The organism is Mycoplasma bradburyae (assembly GCF_024338845.1).
Taxonomy (GTDB): Bacteria; Bacillota_I; Bacilli_A; order Mycoplasmatales; family Mycoplasmoidaceae; genus Mycoplasmoides; species Mycoplasmoides bradburyae.
In genome coordinates this window covers 938,663-959,334 of record NZ_CP101414.1, presented here as the reverse complement: position 1 = coordinate 959,334, position 20,672 = coordinate 938,663, and the positions used below count along the sequence as shown (strand labels likewise).

Here is a 20,672-nt window from a genome sequence, read left to right as displayed (position 1 = left end):
ATAGTTATTTAATGAGCTTTTCTAATTTTCTTTAATAACCAATGTTAAGTTCTAAAAAGAGAAAGATCATTAAATTAGTATCGTTATCAGCTAGTTCTTTAGTAATTGCTGCAACTGGTACTATCGGTATTGTTTATAGCCAAAAAATTAGTAACAGTGATGGCAATTTAATTAAAAGACAAAACAAAGTCGCTTTAGATGGTGGTGGTCAAGCGCAAGATTTGTATAATTCAAATCGTGATAATAATTTACCAACTAAAGCTAAACCGGTTGATAATAGACCTGTGGCTCCAACACCAGAAAAACCAAAACCTAAACCAGAGCCCAAGCCTGAACCTCAACCTGAACCCCAACCACTACCTCAACCAGAAGACCCTCTATTAATCATTCCGGACGATACGCCGATTCCAGACGACCCGAATGACAATTTTGCTGCTACAACTGATATCAAATACGTTACTTACGACAAAATCGACTATAAATTAGATCCAGATACTCCTAAACAAATTAATGATCCTTCTAAAGTTATAGAACTATCAGAAGCTGATGCGAAAAAAGTATATGAATCAAGCAAAGCTCTAGTTTCAGGTGCTTTAAGCGCTCTGAGAGCTAAAGATAAAGAAGCGTTTAGAAACGCTATTAAATTTAATGATAAAGAAAAGTTTGACAAGTGATGAGATAGATTAATGCAACCGCCAGTTAACGAATGAAGACTGAGTGGTTATGATGATTTACTTACATCACTATCTGGAATATCAGATGAATTCATTCGTTCTGAAGCCAAAGCTAACAGAGTTCCGATGATTAGTGTTTGATATAACAACACAACAGTTACTTTTGGTTACCCATCTCCAGCTGATAACCCTTATATTAAATATCAATTAGATGTTAGAAAACATCGTGTTTTAGGTAGTGATACTTATTTTGGAACTGGTAGTCCTGCTGACATTTTATCTGGTAATTTCGAAGGATGATCTAAATACGATACTACTAACGAATTTATTAAAGATAATAAATACGGAATTACTCGTGATGATGGTATTAAAGTAAGACATTATATCCCTAAAAATAAGGAAAGTGATTATTACAAAAACAAGAAAGAATACAATGTTTTTGTATTAGATGTTGATAATACATCTGGTTATCAAAAATTTATTGACTTTGTTAATAAAGCAGCTACCACAACCCCTGAAATAGGTGTTGTACTTGAAAATGTTGGTAAGAGCAATACAAATAGAAATGTATATGACATTATTAAAGCCTTACCTAGCAATTTAACTTCATTAACTGTATTCTTTGAAAATGCTAATACAACTTCATTATTAGCATTAGAAGATCGTAATCTAAGAGAACTTAATATTTATACAACCGGTCAAGTTAATACTTCATTGTGAGCTATCAACCCTTTAGCAATAAGAAAAACTAACTTTATTCCATCATTATTAGATTACAATGTTGGTGGATATCCAGCTGGTTCTAAAGTTGCTTCTACACCAATAATTGAAGGTCTAAAATTTGATAGAAACGATGATCATAAGCGTGTTCAAGAAGGTTTAGATATTGCTAAAGCTAGAAGAAGTGAAAGAATTTTCCAAGGTAAGTTCCAAGGTGAAGGTGCTAAGCCTGTTGCTTGAGACTTTTCTGATGCTCCAATTATAAGAACTCTAGAAAACCTAGATGTTCATGATGCAGAGCTTCGTGAAATTAAATTATCACCATTATTACTTGATTCAGATGACAAAGGTAATACTTATGTTACTTACAATTTATCTGAATTTAATCATTCTCAATTTGATAGAGCGTTAAGATACGTATCAGCTAGCCCTGATCGTTATGTTTATTTTGGTAGAGGAACAGAATTATCTCCTCCTAAAGCATTAGTTCTAAAAGGTAATGCAACTCAACTGGAAGAAGGTAGCACAATTGATTTAACCAACTTCATTAAGTACGGAATGAATGCTAATTCATTTAAACAAGTTTATACATCATCTAACACGATAGCTAGAAAAATTAGACAAGCTTCAAGCTCTTGAAGAAGAGCTCCACAAGTAATTGTTGTATCTGAAGAAAAACTAGCTAAGTTCCAACCAAAAATCTTCCATAAGGATCCTAATTTAAATCCAATTGGAGAACCTATAAAGAAACAATAATCAAAAATAATGTTATAATAAAGTCTAATAAGATTTTATTTATAAGATTGTTAAAATCTTTTACAGATTTATAGTTATTTAATGAGATTTTTCTTTTAAAAGAGATACTTATGTTAAATTCTAAAAAGCGAAAAATCATTAAATTAGCAGCTCTTAGTGCAACTTCTTTGGTTGTAGGTGCAGGTAGCACATTAGGAATAATTTATAATTCAAGCAAAGCAGAATCAAGAACTAATTTAGTTAAAAGAAGCAACGAAATTAAATTAGATAATGACACAGCAGGTACAAGTGATTCATATAATTCGAATCGCGATTTTAATTTAGAAAAAAAGCCTAAAAAACCAGATAATAAACCTGTTGCAGATAAACCATTACCTAAAGAACCTGAACCTCAACCTCAACCTGAACCTCAACCAGAGCCTCAACCAGATCCAGAGCCAGAAGTTCCTAGTAATTTGGCCGATGATACACCAATTGAATATGTAACTTATGATCATGAAGATTATGGTCTTGATAAAGAAGCTCCTATGCAACCTAACGACCCTTCAAAAGCAGTTTTAAGTGACGAAGAAGCCAGAGTTGTATATGCAAAAAGTCGTGAATCTGTAAATAAAATTAAAAATGCACTTGAAAATGCTGTAAGAAGTGGCAATAGTGTTGAAGCTAGAGAAACCCTTCGTAAAGAAACTGGTTATGATGGCAATAAAGACTTCTTTGATGCTATTTGAGATAAATTATTCATAAGAACATATAAAAGAAATGGTCAAGATGTTCGTTATATTGATCTTTTATTAGAATCTTTAAATTCATATAATAACGATAGTTTTATAATGTCTGAAGCGAAGGCTAATAGACAAATTAAATTCTATGTTAACCTTGATGGGTCAGCTAACTTTGCTTTTGGTTATAGAAAAGAAGATGATAACCCGTATATTCGTTACTACAGAAAAGTAAATGAACATCGTGTATTGGGTAATAATGACCCTAATAAATGAGGTATTCAAAACTCTAGAGATATTCTATCGGGTCATTTTGATGGTTGAAAGATGACAGATGCTACTTCAACTTTTGTAAACAACAAAGAGTATGGCATTAACAATGATGACGGTATTGAAGTAAGACACTATACACCTGAAAATAGAGACAATGATTACTTCAAAAACAAACAAGATCTTAATGTGTTTGTTTTAGATGTAGATAACTCTAAAGGTTATGATAAGTTTATGAATTTCCTTAAAAAAGTTAAGGAAAAAGAACCCAACAAGAAAATTGGTGTTGTTCTTAAAAATGTTGGTAAGAAAAATACAACTAGAGATGTTTATGACATTATTAAATCATTACCAGATAATGTTGAAACATTAACTGTATTCCTTGAAGGTGCTGATACAACTTCATTATTAGGGCTAGAAGGCAGACACTTACGAGAATTAAATCTGTTTACAACTGGTACAGTTAATACTGATCTTTGAGGAATTAATCCTTTAGCGATTAAAAACATTAACTTTATCCCATCTACTATAGCTTATAACGTTGGTGGATTTAATCCATATGAAAAGGGTGCTACAATTGCTTCTACGCCAATCTTTAGTACCTTAAAATTTGATCGTAATGACGATTATAAACGTGTCCAAGAAGGCTTAGATATCGCTAAAAACAGAAGAAGTGAAAGAATCTTCCAAGGTAATCATCAAGGAGAAGGGGCTAAACCGGTATTTTGAGACTTTGCTGATGCTCCTATTATTAGAAATCTTAAAAACTTAAATGTTCATGATGCTGAATTGAGAAAGGTAAGATTATCTGGTCAATTAATCGATTCGGATGAGAAAGGTAATACTTATGTAACTTATAATTTAGATGAGTTTAACCATTCTCAATGAACTGCTGCAATGCAATACAAACCTGAGTATGAAAAGAAATACATTAGTTTTGGACGCGGAACTGAAATTCAACAACCACAAACATTAATTCTTAAGGGTGATGAAAGCACTCTTCAGAAAAAAGGGTTAGAAGATTTATTAACCTTTGTTAAATATGCTTCTAATAGTTATGCATTCAAAAAAGCTATTGTTACTTCTAAATTTTTAGCTCAACAAATAACAGATGCTGTTAGATCACAGCGAAATGATATCCAAGTTACTGTAGCAAAACCAGAACAATTAGAAAAATTCAAAATCAAAAAATTCGAAATAGATAAATCTTTAAACGCTATAGGTAAACCATTAAATAAAGTTGCAACTAACTAGTTATTAAAAATCAAAGATAGATATTAGGTATATAGTAAGCTGCCTTCAATTCCTTAATAAAATCGTAATGTTAAATTCCAAAAAACGTAAACTAATTAAACTAGCAGCTATTAGTTCAACTGCTGTAATAATCAGTGCTAGTAGTACTTTAGGAATAGTTTATTCAACTAGCAAAGTTGAATCTAAATCTAATCTTATTAAAAGAAGTAACGAAATTGATTTAACAAGCGATGCCACTGGAACAGATGATTCATACAATTCGAATCGTGATTTTAATTTAGAGAAAAAACCTGAAAAACCTGACAACAGACCAGTATCAGATAAACCTTTACCTAAGGATACGCCTCCTGAAGAAGAAACCAATAACAGTTTTGGTGAGTTAGCGGATGATACTCCGATTAATTTTGTAACTTATGACAAACAAGATTATGGACTTGATGAAAACACTCCCAAACAACCTAATGATCCTAATAAACAAGTAATTAGTGACGCAGAAGCTAAAATATTAGCAGATAAAGCTAGAACTACTCTAGCATCAGCTAAAAAAGCTGTACTAGATGCTATTAAAAACGGAAATTCAACTGCTGCTCGAGACGCTTTCTACACTGCTTCTGGATTTAGTGGAAACAAAGATTTTTTTGATATTCGTTGAGATAAGTTGTTTAGAGAATACACAAATAATGGTCAAAAAAGACGTTATATAGATGATCTATTAGATCAGATTAACGCTTTTAGTGATGAAGCGTCTATTGAATCTGAATCAAAAGCCAATAGAATTTGAAAAATTCAATTTAATACAGAAGGTATTAATCTTTCAGGTGGATATAGAAATGAAGATGATAACCCATCTATTCGCTATTATAAAGAAGTTAATAAATATCGAGTTCTAGGTAATCCTAATAAGTGAGCAACTGATAATTCTAGAGACATTTTATCTGGTCATTTCGATGGATGAGATATGACTATCGATACCCAAAAATACATAAACGATAAAGAATATGGAATCAATGAGAATGATGGCATCGAAGTAAGACACTATACTCCATCAAACAAAATGGACGATTATTACAAAAACAAAGATGATTTAAGTGTTTTTGTTTTAGATGTTGATAATAATGGCGGGTATGATAAGTTTATAAACTTTATTAAGAAAGTTTATGAGAAAAATCCTAATAAAAAGATTGGGGTTATTCTTAAGAATGTCGGTAAAGTTCATACCACAAGAAATGTTTATGACATTATTAAATCTTTACCTAATAATGTTGAAACCTTAACAGTTTTCTTAGATGGTGCTGATACTACTTCGTTGTTAGCATTAGAGGGTCGTCATTTAAGAGAACTTAATATTTATACAACTGGTCAGGTTAATACCGATCTTTGAGGTATTAATCCTTTAGCGATTAAAAATATTAATTTTATTCCTTCGTTATTAGCATATAATGTAGGTAACATTAATAAGTTTGAAAAAGGAACTACAATTGCTTCTACACCTATTTTTACCACTCTAAAATTCGATCGTAATGACGATTATAAACGTGTTCAAGAAGGAATTGATATCGCTAAAAACAGAAGAAGCGAAAGAATTTTCCAAGGTAATTTCCAAGGAGACGGTGCTAAACCGATTTTCTGGGATTTTGCAGATGATCCAATTATAAGAAATCTTAAAAACTTAAATGTACATGATGCTGAATTAAGATTTGTTAGATTATCTGGTGAATTCGTAGAATCGGATAACCGTGGAAATACTTATGTTGTATATAATCTAGATGAGTTTAATCATTCGCAGTGAAATGCTGCTATGCAATATAAACCAGAGTATGAAAAAAAATACATCAGCTTTGGTCGTGGAACAGAAATCAAACAACCTAAAACATTAATTCTTAAAGGTGATGAAAGTACTCTTGAGAAAAAAAGTTTAGAAGATTTAGAAGCATTTGTTAAGTATGCATCAAATAGTAAAGCTTTTACTCAAGCTTATACTACATCTAAATTTATTGCTCAAAAAATCCGTGAAGCAGTTTGATCTCAGCTAAACGATATTGATGTTAAAGTTGTTAGTAAGGAAAAACTTGAAAAGTTCCAAATTAAGAAATTTAACATTGATAAAACATTAAATCCAATAGGACAACCTTTAAAAAAATAAATATATATAATAAAAAAAATTAGTTTCTTTTAAAAAGAAAACAAAGATTTATAGTTTTAATGAGCTTTTATTTTATTAAAGAAATAAGTAATAATGTTACATTCCAAAAAAAGAAAGATCATTAAATTAATAGGGCTTAGCTCTTCTAGTTTGGTATTAGGTGCTAGCGCAACAATTGGAATAGTTTTATCTACACATAATGTTGAATCAAAATCAGATTTGCTTAAAAGAAATGGTGAAGTAAAACTGGAAAATGAATCAGAAGGAACTAGCGATTTGCATAATTCAAATCGCGATTTCAACCTGAAAAAAACGCCAAAAAAACCAGAAAAACCTGACAACAGACCTGTGTTAGAAAATCCTAAACCAGAAGAAATGGTACCGCCAGAACCTCAAGATGATCAAGGTAATGAATTAGCTGAAGATACACCGATTAAATATATTGAATTTAATGATAATGAAGATTATCAATTAGACGAAAAAACGCCAAAACAACCGAATGATCCTAGCGTAGCAACAGTATCTGAAGAAAGAGCTAGAGAAATCTTTGTTACAACAAAAAAGAAATTAAACGACACCAAAGAAGTAGTACTAAGAGCTGTTGCTAAAGGTGGGAATACTACTGCAAACAGAGATGCATTATTTAATGTTTTAGGTTATCATAACAAAGATTTGTTTGATTCTTGATGAGAACGTTTATTTGAAGATCCAGCGCCAGGAAGACAACGTGGGATTGATGATTTATTAACATCAATTAATGTTACAAGCGATTCATTTATAATGAGCGAAGCTAAAGCTAATAGACGTTGAGAACTTTTAGTAGGTGCTGGTAATACCACAATAACATTTAGTTATGAACATGAAGAAGATAACCCTGTAAAAAACTACATGAAAAAGGTTAATGGTTATCGGGTTTTGGGTAATCCTAATAAATGAGCTGTTGATAATCCTGATGAAATTTTAAGTGGTGATTTTGCTGGTTGAAACAAGAGTTTGGCAACTGATGAATATATCACTGGTAACTATGGATTCAATGCTGATGATGGTATTGAAGTAAGAAGATATACACCAAAAGATAAGAATGATGCTTACTATAAAGATAAAGAAGATCTAGATGTATTTGTTTTAGATGTTGATAAAACTTCTGGTTACAATAAATTTATTAATGTTCTTAAAAATGTTGCCGAAAGAAAACCTAACAAGGGTATTGGAGTTGTGTTAAGAAATGTTGGTAAAACTCATACAACTAGAAATGTTTATAACATTATCAAGGCTTTACCAAATACAGTGCAAACCCTTACAGTATTTTTAGAAGGCGCTAATACAACATCTCTCTTAGCATTAGAGGGTCGTCATTTAAGAGAACTAAATATTTATACGACTGGTCAAGCAATTACTAATCAGTGAGGTATTAATCCTTTAGCGATTAAAAACATTAACTTTATTCCGTCACTATTAGGTTATAATGTCGGGGGATTTAATCCTTATCCGCCTGGTGCTACAGTAGCTTCAACACCAATCTTTACGACCTTAAAATTTGATCGAAATGATGATTATGCCAGAGTTCAAGAGGGTTTAAAAATAGCTAAGGATCGTAGAAGTGAAAGAATTTTCCAAGGTGATTTCCAAGGTGATGGCGCTAAGCCAATCTTCTGGGATTTTGCTGACGCTCCAATTATTAGAAATCTTAAAAACTTAAATGTTTATGATGCTGAATTAAGATATGTAAGATTATCAGCGGATTTAATAGATACTGATCCTAAGAGTGGTAGTACTTATGTGACATATGATTTAGATGAATTTAATCATTCACAATGAAGGGCTGCTATTAGATACCGTCCAGAAAATTACAAACGCTATATTAGTTTTGGTCGTGGAACAGAAGTTCAACAACCTAAAGCATTAATTCTTAGAGGTTCAGAAAAAACTCTTGAAAAAGAAGGTTTAGAAGAACTATTAGCGTTTGTTAAATACGCATCTAATAGCAACGCATTTAAAGAGGCTTATGTTTCATCTAATTATATAGCGAGAAGAATTAAAGAAGCGGTTGAATCACAAATGAATGAAATCAGCGTTAAAGTAAAAACTGTTGAAGAATTAAGTAAATTCAAGATCAAAACATTTAAAGTTGATAACACTCTTAATGCTATTGGTGATCCTTTAAATAGTCCTACAAATAATAATTAGGAGTATAATATTATTTAATAATAGATATTAATTAAGAATTAATACAAAAGATTTATAGTTATTTAATGAGCTTTTATTTAAGAAAGCAACAAATATGTTAAATTCTAAGAAAAGAAAGATCATTAAATTAATTGCTCTAAGTGCAACTTCTTTAGTTATAGGAGCAGGTTCTACTCTAGGAGTGGTTTATTCATCGAGTAAATCGGATACTCAATCTAATTTAATAAAAAGAAGTAATGAAGTTAAATTAGATAATAATTCAACATCTACAAGCGATTCATATAATTCGAATCGCGATTTTAATTTAGTTGATAAACCTAAAAAACCTGAAATTAAAGATATTGTTGAAACACCTAAAGATCCTGAACCACAACCTGAACCTAATAAGCAACCTTCAGAATCAGAAGATGAATCTAGCGAGTTAGCTCCTGATACGGCTATTAATTATGTGACTTATGAAAAAGAAGCATACAATTTAGATAAAAATACCCCAGCTCAGCCAAATGATCCTAGCAAACAAGTCTTATCAGATGAACAAGCTAAAGCTTTGTTTACTGAAACTAAGAAAAAATTAGATGCAGCTAAAAATATAATAACGAAAGTTGCAGCTAATGGTAACGATCCAAAAGCTAGAGACGAATTTTATAAAATAATCGGATATCACAACAAAGAATTGTATGATTCTTGATGAGATAAATTGTTCAATCCACCAACTTCACCTGGTAGAGCTCGTGGTATTGATGATTTATTAATATCTATTAATACTACAAGTGATAGCTTTATTATGTCTGAAGCTAAAGCTAATAGACAATGAGAAGTTCAGCCTGGTTATGGAAACACAACCATTACTTTTGGTTACAAAAACGAGGATGATAACCCAGTAATTAATTACTATAAAAAAGTAAGTTCTTATCGAGTTTTAGGTAACCCTAATAAGTGAGCTCTTGATAATTCTGATCAAATTTTATCAGGTGAATTTGATGGTTGAACTAAAACAGATGCCACTTCAGAATATACAAATGGAAAATACGGAATAAATAATGACGATGGTATCGAAGTAAGACACTATACACCAACAAATAAGAGCGATCCTTATTATAAGGATAAAAAAGATCTTAATGTATTTGTTTTAGATGTTGATAACACTTCAGGTTATGAAAAATTCATTAACTTTATTAAGAAGGTTTATGACGATGATCATAATAAACAAATTGGAGTAGTTCTTAAAAATGTTGGTAAGAAAAATACAACAAGAAATGTTTATGATATCATTGAAGCTTTGCCGCCAAATGTTGCTACTTTAACAGTATTTTTAGAAGGTGCTAATACCACTTCATTACTAGCACTTGAAAACCGTAATTTAAGAGAACTTAACATTTACACAACAGGCACAGTTAATACTGATCTTTGAGGTATTAACCCATTAGCTCTTAAACATATTAATTTTTTACCTTCTTTAATAGCATATAATGTTGGTGGGTTCAATCCTTATCCAAAAGGAACAACAATAGCATCTACACCAATCTTTACAACTTTAAAATTCGACCGCAACGATGATTACAAGAGAGTTCAGGAAGGTTTAGATATTGCTAAAGCAAGAAGAAGTGAAAGAATTTTCCAAGGTAATTTCCAAGGTGATGGAGCTAAACCGGTATTCTGAGATTTCGCTGACGCACCAATTATTAGAAACCTTAAAAATTTAAATGTTCATGATGCTGAATTAAGATATGTAAGATTATCAGCAGATTTAATTCAATCTGATAAAAATGGTAATACTTATGTAACTTATGATTTAGATGAGTTCAATCATTCGCAATGGACAGCTGCTATGCAATATCGTCCTAGTTATGCTAAACGTTACATTAGTTTTGGGCGTGGAACAGAAATTCAACAACCTAAAAACTTAATCTTAAGAGGATCACAAAATACGCTAGAACGCGAAGGGTTACAAGACTTATTATCATTTATTAAATACACAACTAACAGTGGAGCATTTAAAAATGTTTATGTTTCATCAGGATATTTAGCTAATCAAATAAAAGCAGCGGCCGCTTCAGAAAATAACGACATTAATGTTTATGTTAAACCGCTTGATTATCTAAATAAACAAGAAAAGAAAGTATTTAATATTGATCCTACCTTAAACGCTATTGGTGAGAAAAAAGATAGTTCAACACTATCTAAAAACTAAATAAGAAATCAATGTGTTGTTTTATAATTGAAAATATTTTATATAATGGTTTGTCTTTATTAATATAATGCTAAGTTCTAAAAAAAGAAAGTTAATAAAACTGGTTACTTTAGGTTGTTCTTCGCTAGTAATAGCTAGTACAGCTACTTTGAGTATTGTTTTTACGAGTAATATCAATAATTCTACGAGCAAACTTATTGAAAGAAGCAATAAAGTCGATTTAAAAAATAATGTTGCAGATGATAATCAATATAATGCTAATAGAGACTTTAATACATCAGAAAAACCTAAGCCAGTTGATAATAGACCAGCGCCAATTGACACTACTAAAAAGAATAAAGAACCAGATAAAAAATCGGATAATCCAACACAACCAGTTCCAGACGATACACCTGAACCCGTAACCTACACTCCTACAGAGTATAATCTAGATAAAACAACTCCAGAAATACCTTATGATCCTAGTACTCCAACAGCATCAGGTGATAAGGTTGGTATGATTATTGCTGAATCAAAGAAAATAGTAAATGTTGTAAGAAGCATTATTTCTAAAGGTTTAGCAGCTAATACTAAAGAAAATAAAGAAGCTTTTAAGAAAGCTGTTGGTTATACCAATAATCCAGACTTTTTTGATTCTTATTGAAATAACTTATTTGTTGAACGTAATGAACCAGGTAGAACGAAATATGGATTTCAAGACTTGCAGATATCTTTAAGCACGGTAACTGATGCCGAAATTGAAAGAGAAGCAAAAGCAAATAGAACACTTGAAATCATGGTGCCTAATGTTTCTGTAACTTATGGTTACAAAAATATAGATGAAAACCCATATGTGTCCTTTTATAAGAAATCTAATGCTAAGAGATTATTAGGACAACCAAATAGAACATGAAATGATAGTCCTGATGATATCTTAAAAGGCGATTTTGATGGTTGAACTAAAACTGATATAACGTATCAGTTCATTGATAGTGAAGATTATAATCTTCGCAGAGGTGATGGTATTGAAGTAAGACACTACGAACCAACTAACTATAATGATCCATATTATAAGAACAAAGAACCCGTTAACTTGTTTATTTTAGATGTTGATAACGATAAAGGTTATGACAAGTTTATAGAATTCTTGAAAAAGGCGGCTAAAACAACAAAATCTGTTGGTGTCGAACTTAGAAATATAGGTAAGACAAATACTAATAGAAATGTATACAAAATAATTAAGTCATTACCTGAAAACGTAAAATTATTAAGAGTATTTATTGAAAACTTTAATACAAGTTCATTAATTGCTTTAGAAGATCGTAAACTTGATGAGTTAAACATTTATACAACTAATGTTGTTAATAGTGACTTATGAGGCATTAATCCATTAGCTCTTAAACACATCAATTTTATTCCTTCATTAAATTCATATAACGTAGGTGGATTCCAGCCATACCCTCCAGGGGCTACAGTTGCTTCAACGCCAATTTTTGCGGCTCTTAAATTCGATCGAAATGATGATTATGCTAGAGTTCAAGAAGGAATTGATATTGCGTTTAATAGAAGAAGCGAAAGAATCTTTAATGGGCAATTCCAAGGTAAAGGAGCTAAACCAGTTGTATGAGACTTTTCTGATGCGCCTATTATACGTTCTTTCAGAGGTCTAGATTTAAAAGATGCAACTTTAAAAACGGTAAGATTATCAAGAGACTTGATAACTAAAGATCATACCGGCGAACACCTTGTATACAACTTATCTGAATTCAACCATTCGCAATGAGCTAGAGCAATGTCATTTACTCCGAGTGGCGGAAATACAATTAGTTTTGGTAGAGGTCCTGATGCTAGCCAACCTGATGATTTAATTTTATTAGGTAAAGCTTCTGATATTTCTAGTGGTTGATCTGATCTTCAAGCATTCTTAAGATACGCTATTGAAGGTGGCTCGTTCTCTAAAGCTATCTATGTAACTGATGAAAGTTTAGTATCGCGTATTAGTTCTATATCAGGTGGTGTGCCTGTTCAATATGTAACTCCAGAAATTGCTAAAACTTATCAACCTAAAATCTTTAAAGTTGATAACAAACTAAACGCAGTTGGTGATCCATTAAATCCTAATGATGTTAATATGCATAATAACACAAATGATGATGAAGATGATGAATAAAAATAAAACACCAGTTAAGTAATAAAACCTTAACTGGTGTTTTTTATTATCTAGTTAATTAAACTTAATTATTTTTCAAGTTGGTTTTGTCAGAACTTGTTAAATGCATCGTTTAAAGCTTGGGTTTTGCAACTTAAAGAAGAAGGTTTTTCTTTATTTTCTTCTAAATACTGTCCTAATCAGAATAAATATCTTTCCTTAAATTCTAATCAAGCATCAGGATCATTTTCAACTAAACTCATGCGGTGTTTAATCTCATTTAGATTTTTTACCTTTGTTCAAACTTCATTAACTTTAGTTCGGTGTTTTTTTAATACATAAAAATTTTTACCATCGAATTTATAAATATTAAATTCGATAAAAAATTTGGTTTCAGGAGTATTTTTATTAAATAAATTTATTATACAAAAGCCTGTGCTTGTGCTTTTTATAACAACATCTTTATTAGCAAATTCTTGATTAATTACCTCTTGAATATCTTTTTTAATAATATCTTTTAATTCGTTGTTAGCTCTACCTTTTAAGGCTGTAGCTGGTCTTGTTAGTTCTAAGATAAAATCAAAACCAAAAGGATAACCTTCTTTTTCGCAAGCAAGTTTTTCTTTTGTTTCAGCTAAACTATGCAATCTAGTATCAATTAAATGTTTTGCTAAAGTTGCTTGAATTAGTTTAGTTAATTTATTAGCAACTTCAAAACAACTATCTATCAATTTTTTATCAGATATATATTTAAACATAATTAAAGACTATAATAAACAAACAATCCATAATTCTTATAATAATAATATTAGATTATATTAATATGTCATTACTTTTTTAAAAAGTAAGTACTATTCAAATAAAGATAAGATATCTTTAACATTCAATCAACTTAAGCTATTATCAGTTTCTTGAATTAATTTAGAAGCTAATTCTTTCTTTCGTTCCTGAATAGCTACAATTCTTTCTTCAATAGTATCAGCAGCGATTATACGATAAACCTGAACATGGTTTTTTTGACCAATTCTATGGGCACGGTCGGTTGCTTGATTTTGTAAAGCTAAATTTCATCATAAATCATAATGAATAACAATCTCAGCTCCAGTTAAGTTTAAACCGACACCACCAGCTTTAAGCGAAGCAATAAAGACTGCAGGTTCTTTCAAGTTATTAAATTCATTTACGTATTCCAAACGAACCTCTTTAGGAGTTTCACCTGTAAGAATAAAGTATTTAATTCCTTTTTCTTCAAGATCTTTTTTAAATAGATCAATAACACCTAAATACTGACTGAAAAGCAATACTTTTTTATTGCTTTTCATAGCGTTATTAATGATATCAATAGCAGCAGTAAATTTAACGTTTTCACCGTTAAATTTTGAATCTATTAATTTAGGAGAACAACAAATTTGTCTAAGTTCATTTAATAACTTAGCCAACATGATTCCAAGACCTTTTTTTGATTTATCTTTTGATTGAATAATCTTTAAAATTTCGTCTTTAACTTCTTTTTCTCTTTCTCTATAGAAAGCAACATGATCTAATGATAAAGCAACTAATAAATCGCTTTGAGTTTTAGGAGGCAAATCTTTAAGAACTTTTTCTTTAGTTCTTCTTAAAATAAATGGAGATATCTTTTTCTTTAAACGTTGAATAGCTTCTTCATTCATTTTTTCGTCACGTTCAATAGAACTAGTATAGTTGAAATTAAAATCAGATATCGAACCAAAGAAACCAGGTAAAACGAAGTCAAAGATTGACCATAATTCTGATAAGCGGTTTTCAATAACTGTACCAGTTAAGGCTACTTTATGAGCAGCTTTAAGACTTTTAATTTCTTTAGATAGAATTGATGAAGCATTTTTAATACTTTGAGCCTCATCTAGTACGATGTAAGCGTAGTCTTTTTTAGCATGAAGTAACTTATCTCTTCTAAATGCTGCGTATGTGGTAATCTCAACAACATGGCTTCTAGAAGATATTACTGCTTTACGACTATCAACATTCCCTTTGATAGCAGCTACTTTTAAATCAGGTGCAAACTTTTTAAATTCACTTGCCCAGTTAAGTAATAATGATGAAGGTGCTACTATTAAACTTTGTTTTATTTCTTGAGGATGTTCTTTGTAATATTGCGCAATAACTGAAATTGTTTGGATTGTTTTACCTAACCCCATGTCATCTGCCATGATAGCTCCAAATCCGAACTTTTGCATGGTTCTTAATCACTTATTACCTTCTTTTTGATATGGTCATAAGAGTCTATCAAACGGAGCATCAATTTTTAATTCATTTTTAAATGAATTATTAAATAATGCGTCAATTAACTCTACAATTTCATCTACTGCAATCTTTTTAAAATGATTGTTATAGTTTTTAAAAGCGTTGTAAAGATCTAATAAACGATATCGGTTAAATATTAAAGTTTTAGAATTAACTTTTTTAATTCCATAAAAATCAAATTTAGATCAGAATTCTAAGAATTCTTGATTATCAGGATCTTTTAAATAATAAAAACCATTGCTAGTTATGAATACTTCTTTAGATAATAAATGATATGAAACGATTTCTTTAATGAAATCAAAATCATAGCCAAAATCATCTAAAGTGATTTTAATTAAATCGTTATGTGTTTCGATTTTTTTAAAGTTTTTAATATTAAATTTAAGTTTTAGCTCTTTTGTATAAGCATCTAACAATTTAATATGAAATTGTTCATTACCAATAAAACTATCAGCCAGTTGTTTTAATTCTTCTAAATCTTTAACATCTAATAGATTCTTTTTTAGTTTAGAAGATAATTTTTTGTTTATTACTTTTTTAAAGAAAAAATCATAAGTATTTTCTTCATATAAATGCAATCTTTGGTTTCTAAGAGTTTCTTTATTATCGTAATAAACGATATTATTTTCATTAGAACGCTTATAATTAAAGATAAGGTTACTAATAACACATGATTTAGAATCGTCAAAACCGATTACTAAACCAGCCTTAGGTAAATAATCAATTAATTTGATAACTTTTTTAGAATCATCAATATAAATATCTTCAAACCCTAACTTACTTAAGTAAATATAGAGATCAAGAAACTCCTTTGATGTAATTGATACTTTATTTAACACTTCATGGTTAATCTGATTTTGATTTAATATCTCATTAAAAGGGTTTACGAATAAACGATTATCTTTAGATAAGTAATGACTTAAATATGGAACTCATTTTTTATCAACAAATGTTTCGATATTAAATTTATAAACATCCCCTTTATCAGTTATTAATACTATTCTGTTAGGATTCTTCTTAGAAGAAACTATAAAACTACATTCATTAAAACATGAATTAATTTCATTTATTAAATCTTCGCTTAATTCCTCTTGTTGGTATGATTGATCGTATTGATCTAAAAAATCTTTAAAATTTTTTACATCATTAAGTGCGTACAATCCAGGATTGCTTATTTTAAAATCGCTATGAAGATAAGATCCTTCTCTTAAAAATGTTTCGTCATTAACATTATTAGTATTACATAAATATACTAAGTATCAGAACATATATAAATCCTGATACTTGAATGAATTGCTATCTATACTAATTTTTAATAATTTTGCCGGTGTTTTCGCATTTTCGTAACAAACGTAAAAGCTGATTTCTTCACCATTCATTCAATTTTGTTTTAATAAGAAATAGTTTTCATTAACCAATTTAAATTTGTATTCATCAACATTTAAAAAGATCGATAACTTAGTAGTATTAAATGATTTCTTAATAGATTCAATACTAAACGAAATGGAGTCCTTAACTTTAAGCTTGGTTTCGCGTATTTTGTTGCTATTAGATAATATATCTTGTTTTTTACTTTCTTTTTGCTGTTTATCGCTAATTTTTTTTAATTTGATGTAAGCACTATAAATTGTTGCCGCTATATAACGACAATATTTTAATCGTGACTTGCAATCGCAGGTAATATCTAGAAGCTTTTCATTAACACCGTCAACAGTTACTTTTGTATTAACTTCTTTTTGTTCATCGCGAATTATAGCACTTAGTAGCAATAATCGATTTTCTTGATGATAAGTTAATTTAACTGTTTTACGGTTTACTAGATTTTTACCACGAACAAGCTCACTATCTTGAAAGTAATATTCGAGGATTTTATTTATCATTCAATCACAAAATTGAAAAAATAGTAATATTTAATATTATAAAACAAGAATTATTATAGATGGTAGATAAAACAAATATTATTATCTAGAAATAATAATGAAATTTAACCATAAGGATAACAAATGACTAAGAAAATATATTTAGCAGGTGGCTGTTTTTGAGGTGTTCAAGAGTACTTTAGAAGAACCAAAAGAATAATTAAATCAACAGTAGGTTATGCTAATTGCAAACCAGAGTTTAAAAATCCAACTTACAAAGAAGTGTGTAGCGGTCTTACTGGAGCTGTAGAAACTGTAGAAATCATCTATGATGATCAAATTATCAACTTAGAAGAAATAATTGATCTATTTTTAAAAGTTGTTGACCCAACGACTTTAAATTACCAAGCAAACGACAAAGGGACTCAGTATCGCAGTGGGTTTTATTTTGTAGATGAAGCAGACGAAACAATTATTAAATCTAAATTAGCTCAAGCTCAAGGAAGATATTCTAAACCTATAGTTACCGAAGTTTTGAAGTTGCAAAATTATTTTGTAGCAGAAGAATATCACCAAGATTATTTAGTTAAAAATCCTAGTGGTTATTGTCATATTAAGTTTGATTAGTTAACTTACATAGCAATAGATCATTTTATTGTGTTAAAATATTTAAAGGTGCAGATGTAGTTCAATGGTAGAACGAGACCTTGCCAAGGTTTAGACGCGAGTTCGATTCTCGTCATCTGCTCCATTAATAATTTAACGAAGATAATAAAATCGACCAATCATTATAATAACCTATAGTGATTTCATAATGATCCAAATTTCTAATACCTCAGATAGCGTATAATGAGGTATTAGTTTTTTTTATAACCATCAACTTGTGCTAGTAAAAACTAACTATGTTGATGGTTTTTTATTTGTTTTGGATAAATTTATTTAAATTAATTAAAATAAATGTTATATATAATAATATTTTTATAAAATATTATTATATATAAGCAATATATTGATTAATATAAAAAATTATAAGTTTTAGTGATTTAGTGATGTTTAAGATAAGTCATAAATTTAAATAATTGGCACAGTAAAAACAGTCTTAAAAATCAATTCTATAAAAGAATGTAATTAGGTTATAAAAATTTGTAATAGCAAAAATCTACATTTTATTGGTGACAGGTCATTTAATGAAATATAAGTTTTGATAATAACTATTTTGATAAGTTTTAGTTTTATCATCAAACTAATTGACAAGGATTGAAACATCAGTTAAAAACTTATTAATTTAAAATTAATCGTTATTTTTAAATAAAAATAGTTTATTAGATATATAAGTTGATTATGAATAATAGTGAAAAAGATAAAATATATTCAGCAATTCAGGATTTAGTTAAAAAACTGAATAAATGAGAACATGAGTACTATGTGTTATCTAATCCTTCTGTTTCTGACGAAGTTTATGACAACGCATACAAGACTTTAAAAGAATACGAAAGTAAGTATCCTGAATTTATATTAAGTTATTCTCCGACCCAGAGAATAGGTTCATCAATCAGCAATAAATTCACTAAAGTTAAACATGATTATCTAATGCTTTCACTAAATAACTGCTTTAATTTTGATGAGTTAATAAATTTTAATGACAACATTGCTAAGATTAGTAAAAGTGAAAAAAATTCATATGTTTTAGAACCTAAAATAGATGGTTTATCTATTTCGTTAATTTATGAAAATGGTTTATTGATAGATGCTTTAACTAGAGGTGATGGTGTGATTGGTGAAAGTGTTTTTTCGAATATTAAAACTATTAAAACGATTCCTCTAAAAATTGATACCGATATCAAAAAACTTGTTATTCGCGGTGAAGTTTATGTTTCAAATAAAGATTTTGAAGAAATAAACTCATCAAGAGATGAAGATAAGAAATTCGCTAATTCTAGAAATTATGCTTCTGGAAGTTTAAGAAATATCGATGTTACTGAAGTTGCTAAACGAAAACTTAACGCATTTTTTTATTACATTCCTAACTCTTATGAAGTTGGTTTTAAAACTCAATACGAGGTAATTGAAAAATTAAAAAAATGAGGCTTTAATGTAGCCAAAGAAATTAAATTATTTAACGACATAAAAGATGTTTATGAAAGTATTAAAGATCTTGAAAAAAATAAAAATAATTTAGATTACAGAATTGATGGAGCTGTTATAAAATACAACAACTTCGAAGATTATGAAAAAATTGGTTATACTTCGAAATTTCCTAAATGAGCAATTGCTTATAAATTTACTCCAACACAAGTTGAAACTAAATTAAAAAACATTATCTTAAATGTAGGAAGAACTGGTAAGTTAACTTTTGTTGCTGAACTTGAGCCTGTAGAGTTAGAAGGCTCAATTATTACATATGCAACCTTACATAATATTGAGTACATTAATGAGCTAGATATTAGAGTTAACGATTATGTTTATTTAATAAAAGCTGCCGAAATTATTCCGAAAGTAATTGGAGTTAATTTCGATAAAAGAAAAGATAATTGTGTCAAATTTGAATATGACTTCAAATGTCCTAGTTGTAAATCTGATTTAGCTAAAAAAGAAGAAGAAGTCGACTGATATTGTATTAATGATGAATGTAGTCAAAAACAACTTCAATACCTAATTTATTATTGTTCTAAACCAATAATGAATATTGAAGGTTTAAGTGAAAGTACATTAGAAGTTTTTTTTAACACTAAAGTTAACGATGTTATTAAAGAATGTAATGAATTGATAGCTAATCAAAATGTAAACGAAGATGTTCAGCCATTTGAATTACTTGAAAACGATAATCAAACATTTATTTCAAATATCTTGGATATTTATAAACTAGAAAAATATAAAGAAATTATTATTAAGCCTTGACTTAAAAAAGGATTTAAAAAATCAGGAATCAAACATAACTTTAGATTTCAAGAGAAATCATTCGACAAATTAATTAATAACATTAATGAGTCTAAAAATAGAGAACTTTATCGTTTGTTAGCTGCTTTAAATATTAAATTTATCGGCGTTGCTACTGCTAAATCAATTGCTAGCGCATATAATGATATAGATAAGTTAAGAAATCTAACTGTGGAAGATTATACTAGATTGGCTGATATAAGTAATATTACTGCGAATTCGATACATAGCTTTTTTTCATCTGATAAAAACTTAGAATTAATTGAAAAATTAAAAGAACTGAATATTAATACAAAAGATGAAATCAACAATGAATTAGTGGATGAATCATCAATTTATTTTGGTAAAAAAATTGTCATAACTGGTTCATTTAGCATTTCTAGAAATGAAATAATTAAAAAATTATCTCTAAAATATAAAATTAAATTTGTAAATAATGTCTCTAAAAATGTTGATTATCTGTTAGCTGGCAATAAGCCTACTGCTAAAAAAATTAACGAAGCTAAAGAATTAAATATACCAATAATACAAGAAGAGATTTGGAACTAAAA

At 29.3% G+C, this 20,672-nt stretch carries 10 protein-coding genes and 1 tRNA gene; 9 read left to right on the top strand and 2 right to left on the bottom strand.

The window, feature by feature from the left end; all coding sequences use genetic code 4:
• Window positions 1-41 precede the first annotated feature (41 nt).
• The 6 genes from NMG68_RS03800 (at window position 42) to NMG68_RS03775 (ending at window position 13,063) form a co-directional block, all read left to right on the top strand.
• Window positions 42-2,150, top strand: coding sequence for a putative immunoglobulin-blocking virulence protein (locus NMG68_RS03800; RefSeq protein WP_255034643.1), 2,109 nt, complete (start codon window positions 42-44; stop codon window positions 2,148-2,150).
• A 110-nt stretch (window positions 2,151-2,260) separates the two neighbouring features.
• Complete coding sequence (locus NMG68_RS03890) at window positions 2,261-4,393, top strand: putative immunoglobulin-blocking virulence protein (protein WP_272416734.1); 2,133 nt, start codon at window positions 2,261-2,263, stop codon at window positions 4,391-4,393.
• Between the two features lie 67 nt (window positions 4,394-4,460).
• Window positions 4,461-6,536 (top strand): putative immunoglobulin-blocking virulence protein, encoded by a 2,076-nt coding sequence (locus NMG68_RS03790; RefSeq protein WP_255034642.1) that lies wholly within the window; start codon window positions 4,461-4,463, stop codon window positions 6,534-6,536.
• A gap of 93 nt (window positions 6,537-6,629) precedes the next feature.
• Window positions 6,630-8,723 (top strand): putative immunoglobulin-blocking virulence protein, encoded by a 2,094-nt coding sequence (locus NMG68_RS03785; protein ID WP_255034641.1) that lies wholly within the window; start codon window positions 6,630-6,632, stop codon window positions 8,721-8,723.
• A 94-nt stretch (window positions 8,724-8,817) separates the two neighbouring features.
• Window positions 8,818-10,914, top strand: a complete 2,097-nt coding sequence (locus NMG68_RS03780) for a putative immunoglobulin-blocking virulence protein (RefSeq protein WP_255034640.1) — start codon at window positions 8,818-8,820, stop codon at window positions 10,912-10,914.
• A gap of 67 nt (window positions 10,915-10,981) precedes the next feature.
• Window positions 10,982-13,063, top strand: coding sequence for a putative immunoglobulin-blocking virulence protein (locus tag NMG68_RS03775; protein ID WP_255034639.1), 2,082 nt, complete (start codon window positions 10,982-10,984; stop codon window positions 13,061-13,063).
• 68 nt (window positions 13,064-13,131) lie between these two features.
• Here NMG68_RS03775 and NMG68_RS03770 read toward each other — a convergent pair whose 3' ends face one another.
• Window positions 13,132-13,800, bottom strand: coding sequence for a hypothetical protein (locus NMG68_RS03770; RefSeq protein WP_255034637.1), 669 nt, complete (start codon window positions 13,798-13,800; stop codon window positions 13,132-13,134).
• Window positions 13,801-13,893: 93 nt separating this feature from the next.
• Window positions 13,894-17,205, bottom strand: a complete 3,312-nt coding sequence (locus tag NMG68_RS03765; protein ID WP_255034636.1) for a DEAD/DEAH box helicase — start codon at window positions 17,203-17,205, stop codon at window positions 13,894-13,896.
• Window positions 17,206-17,328: 123 nt separating this feature from the next.
• Between NMG68_RS03765 and msrA the strand changes: the two genes are divergently transcribed.
• The 3 genes from msrA to ligA all read left to right on the top strand — a co-directional run bounded on the left by msrA (window position 17,329) and on the right by ligA (window position 20,670).
• The gene (gene msrA / locus NMG68_RS03760; RefSeq protein ID WP_255034635.1) at window positions 17,329-17,811 is read left to right on the top strand and encodes a peptide-methionine (S)-S-oxide reductase MsrA; all 483 of its coding nucleotides are present in this window, start codon (window positions 17,329-17,331) and stop codon (window positions 17,809-17,811) included.
• Between the two features lie 50 nt (window positions 17,812-17,861).
• A tRNA-Gly gene (locus NMG68_RS03755) sits at window positions 17,862-17,935 on the top strand.
• A gap of 590 nt (window positions 17,936-18,525) precedes the next feature.
• The gene (gene ligA, locus NMG68_RS03750) at window positions 18,526-20,670 is read left to right on the top strand and encodes an NAD-dependent DNA ligase LigA (protein WP_255034634.1); all 2,145 of its coding nucleotides are present in this window, start codon (window positions 18,526-18,528) and stop codon (window positions 20,668-20,670) included.
• The last annotated feature ends 2 nt before the right edge of the window (window positions 20,671-20,672 follow it).